Origin of the sequence: Streptomyces azureus, assembly GCF_001270025.1 — a bacterium.
In the GTDB taxonomy this organism is placed as follows: domain Bacteria; phylum Actinomycetota; class Actinomycetes; order Streptomycetales; family Streptomycetaceae; genus Streptomyces; species Streptomyces azureus.
The window spans coordinates 1-3,463 of the sequence record NZ_DF968377.1 but is presented as its reverse complement, the minus strand read 5'-3'; the positions used below and the strand labels follow the sequence as shown (position 1 = coordinate 3,463).

Sequence of the window (3,463 nt, the reverse complement as noted above, 5' to 3'; positions counted from 1 at the left end):
TGGTCGAGGTACAGGGTCCATTCGTTGCGGTCGCGGAACTTCATCCACATCGGGCCTTCGACCTGGGAACCGGTGAGGCCGATGCCGGAGAGGTTGCCGAGGTCGGCCCAGGTGCCGAGGATCGAGTTGCTGCCTTCGAGGGTGATCTGGCGGGCGCTGGAGGCCCGTACGTAGCGGTAGTTGCCGACACCGGACGGCACCTCGACGATCTGGGTGTCGATGATGTTCTGGGTGCCGGGGCGGTCGATGTAGGGCTGCGGGGTGGTGATGGTGCGGAAGTCGGTGGTGCGGGCGTACGCAACACGCAGCTTCAGTAACACCAGGTACAGCGCGTCCCACACGCCGGCCTCATTCCACGCGGCCAGGCGCTGCCAGCATGTCATGCCGGAGCCGAAGCCCATCTCTCGGGGCAGGTACTCCCACTGGATGCCGGTGTGCAGCACGAACAAGATCCCGCACAAGGCCTACCGGTCCGGGATCCGCGGTCTGCCCTCGACCAGTTTCGGACCCGAGATCCCGCTCACAACTGCCGTCGCCTCGGCGTCGGCTGTGACCGCGAGTCGAACCGGTTCGATCAGTTGGCTTGGGACAATAGCGTCGGCAATCGCCGAGGCAATACAGCGCACACGCACTTAACAAGTGCCGCACCAAGCATTGACACCCGCCCGGCCTCGCTCCTACCTTCGCTCCACCCGAACCGGTTCGACAACTGGTTCCAGCCTCCTCCCCCTTCAGTACCTATGACCGGCGAAGGGATGCCTTTCGCCGAGTAGCGAACCGGTTCGATCAAGGAGTCTCGTGAACATCGGTGAAATAGCCCTGCGGGCCGGTGTCTCGCGGAGCACGGTCTCTTACGCGCTGAGCGGCAAACGCCCCGTCTCGGACGACACACGCCGGAAGGTCCAGCGGGTCATCGACGAGCTGGGCTACACGCCCAATGCGAGTGCGCGTGCCCTGGCCAACGGCCGGACCAGCACCCTCGGTCTGGTCTTCCCGCCGGCCGGAAACCACTACACGGGCATGCAGCTGGACTTCATCGGCAGCGTGGTGGAGGCCGCGGCGGCCCATGACTACGACGTGCTGCTGTCTCCGAGCGGTGTGGACAGCGACCGCTCGTTCCAGCGGCTGCTGGGGGAGCGGCGGGTCGACGGCGCGATCCTGATGGAGATCAGGCTTCAGGACGACCGTGTGGACCACCTCACCGCGGTGGGTTTCCCCGCCGTGTGCATCGGCCGCACAGCGCAGCCGGACGGCGACTGGTGGGTCGGGCTGGACCACACCGCCCTGGTGGAGGCATGTGTCCACCACCTCGCGGACCTGGGTCATCGCAGGATCGCGTTCGTCAACCGACCCGAACAACTCCTGCAGGCCGGGTACGAGTCCGCCCACCGGGGACTCGACGGCTTCACCAAGGCCTCGGCGGAACGCGGACTGACCGTCCGGACGTACTGCTGCGGTGACGACGCCCCGTCCGGCCAGGCCTGTCTGGAACGGATCCTGCACGACGACCCCGCCACCACCGCCCTGGTCACGCTCAACGAGGCCGCGCTGGGCGGCCTGTACCGGGGGCTCGCCCAGGCGGGCCGCCATGTGCCGCGCGACTTCTCCGTCACCGGGGCGGTGGCCGGCCGGTGGGCGGAGACGGTGACCCCGCAGCTCACCGCGGCGGACGTACCGGCGGAGCAGATGGGGCACCTCGCCGTCGAACTGCTCGTCGAGCGGCTCGACCACCCCGACGCCCCGCCCCGCCACCACCTGCTCACCCCGCCTACCTCCTTGCGTGCCAGCACCGGGCCCGCGGGACCCACACCGTCCGCGGCAGTGCGGGCGGGCTCGGGCTCGGCCCCGAATCGCTGAACGTACCTTCCGTGCCGTCCGGCACACCCCGCTTCATCTTCCCGGGCCCCTCTTCCCACCGGTCGGCTCCACCGGCTCACTCGGACAGACCCACACACCCTCCGATCACCTGCCTCGGCACGCGTGTGCCGAACACCCCAGAGGAACCAGCGATGAACAGAACCACCGGACGTCGTCTCACGGCCGCGGCCCTGGCCGTCCTCGCCGTCGTCACCGGCACCAGCGCATGCTCCACCGGCACGGGCGACACGTCCGCCCAAGCGGCGGGCGGCGGCACCTACACCATCTGGGACCCGTACCCGCAGTTCGCCAAGGACTCGGCGTGGGCGAAGCTGCTGGACGACTGCGGCACCAAGGCCGGAGTGAAGATCAAGCGGACGGCGTTCGACACCAGCGACCTGACGAACAAGGCTCTCCTCGCGGCGCAGCAGGGCAACTCCCCGGATGTGCTCATCGTCGACAACCCTGTCGTCTCCACGCTGGCCGAGGCCGGCGTGCTCACCACCACCGACGAGAACAAGCTGGACACCTCGAAGGTGAGCCCCAACCTGCTCGCCGCCGGCGAGTCGGGCGGCAAGACGTACGGCACGCCCATCGGAGCCAACACCCTCGCGCTCTACTACAACAAGGAGGTCCTGAAGGACGCCGGCGTCGATGTCGCCTCGATCAAGGACTGGAAGTCGCTGACGGCGGCTTTGGCCAAGGCCGAGAAGGCGGGCAAGAAGGGCATCACCTTCTCCGCGGTCGGCACCGAGGAAGGCAGCTTCCAGTTCCTGCCCTGGTTCTGGGGTTCCGGCGCGAAGCTCACCGCACTCGACTCACCCGAGGCCACCGCGGCGCTGAAGCTGTGGACCGACTGGCTGAAGAAGGGATACGCGCCCAACTCCGTCATCAACAACACCCAGACCACCAGCTGGCAGGAGTTCGCGAGCGGCGACTACGCCTTCGCCGAGAACGGCACCTGGCAGCTCGCGAACGCCGAGAAGGCGGGCTTCGACTACGGTGTCCTGCCCATCCCTGCCTCCACCGGGGGCAGTGCCGCTGCCCCGACCGGCGGGGAGTTCGTCACCCTCCCGGTCCAGGGCGAGACCGGCCGCTACGCCACCTCGCAGAAGCTGGTTTCCTGCCTGACCAGCACCGAGAACCTGTATGCGACCGACACCACCCTGTCGTACGTGGCCCCCACCGCCGAGGTGCAGGACAAGCAGGTCACGGCCGACCCGAAGCTGAAGCCCTGGGTCGAGGCGGTCAGTGCGGCCAAGGGCCGTACCAGCGACGACCTCGGCACCAAGTACCCCAAGATCTCCGAGCAGATGTGGAAGGCGGTCCAGTCCGCCCTCAGCGGTTCCAAGTCGCCCAAGGACGCGCTCGCCGAGGCGCAGACCGCCGTCAAGTAACCCGGAACCCGTGGTCTGCCCATGAACCGCACGACACACCCGCCGGGCGGCCGGCCCCTGCTCGACCGGAGCGGGGCGGCCACCGCCGCCCCGCTCCCGGCCCGCACCTCGTCTCGACGACAGCCTCGCCCCCGCTCGCAACAGTGGGCCGCCTGGGCCTTCCTCGCTCCGGTGACCCTCTACCTCGTCCTCTTCTACGCCTATCCGCT

2 protein-coding genes and 2 pseudogenes are annotated in these 3,463 nt (G+C 68.5%); 3 read left to right on the top strand and 1 reads right to left on the bottom strand.

Annotated features, from left to right (window positions below):
* Nucleotides 1-311: 311 nt before the first annotated feature.
* Nucleotides 312-491 (bottom strand): annotated as a pseudogene (locus AOQ53_RS41865) (transposase); the annotation flags it as partial.
* A gap of 307 nt (nucleotides 492-798) precedes the next feature.
* Between AOQ53_RS41865 and AOQ53_RS30865 the strand changes: the two are divergent.
* From AOQ53_RS30865 to AOQ53_RS30855, 3 genes and pseudogenes are all read left to right on the top strand, one after another.
* Nucleotides 799-1,857 (top strand): LacI family DNA-binding transcriptional regulator, encoded by a 1,059-nt coding sequence (locus tag AOQ53_RS30865; RefSeq protein ID WP_059422257.1) that lies wholly within the window; start codon nucleotides 799-801, stop codon nucleotides 1,855-1,857.
* Nucleotides 1,858-2,009: 152 nt separating this feature from the next.
* Entirely contained in the window at nucleotides 2,010-3,254 is a 1,245-nt protein-coding gene (locus AOQ53_RS30860) for a sugar ABC transporter substrate-binding protein (RefSeq protein ID WP_059422256.1), read from the top strand.
* A 21-nt stretch (nucleotides 3,255-3,275) separates the two neighbouring features.
* Nucleotides 3,276-3,463 (top strand): annotated as a pseudogene (locus AOQ53_RS30855) (sugar ABC transporter permease); the annotation flags it as partial.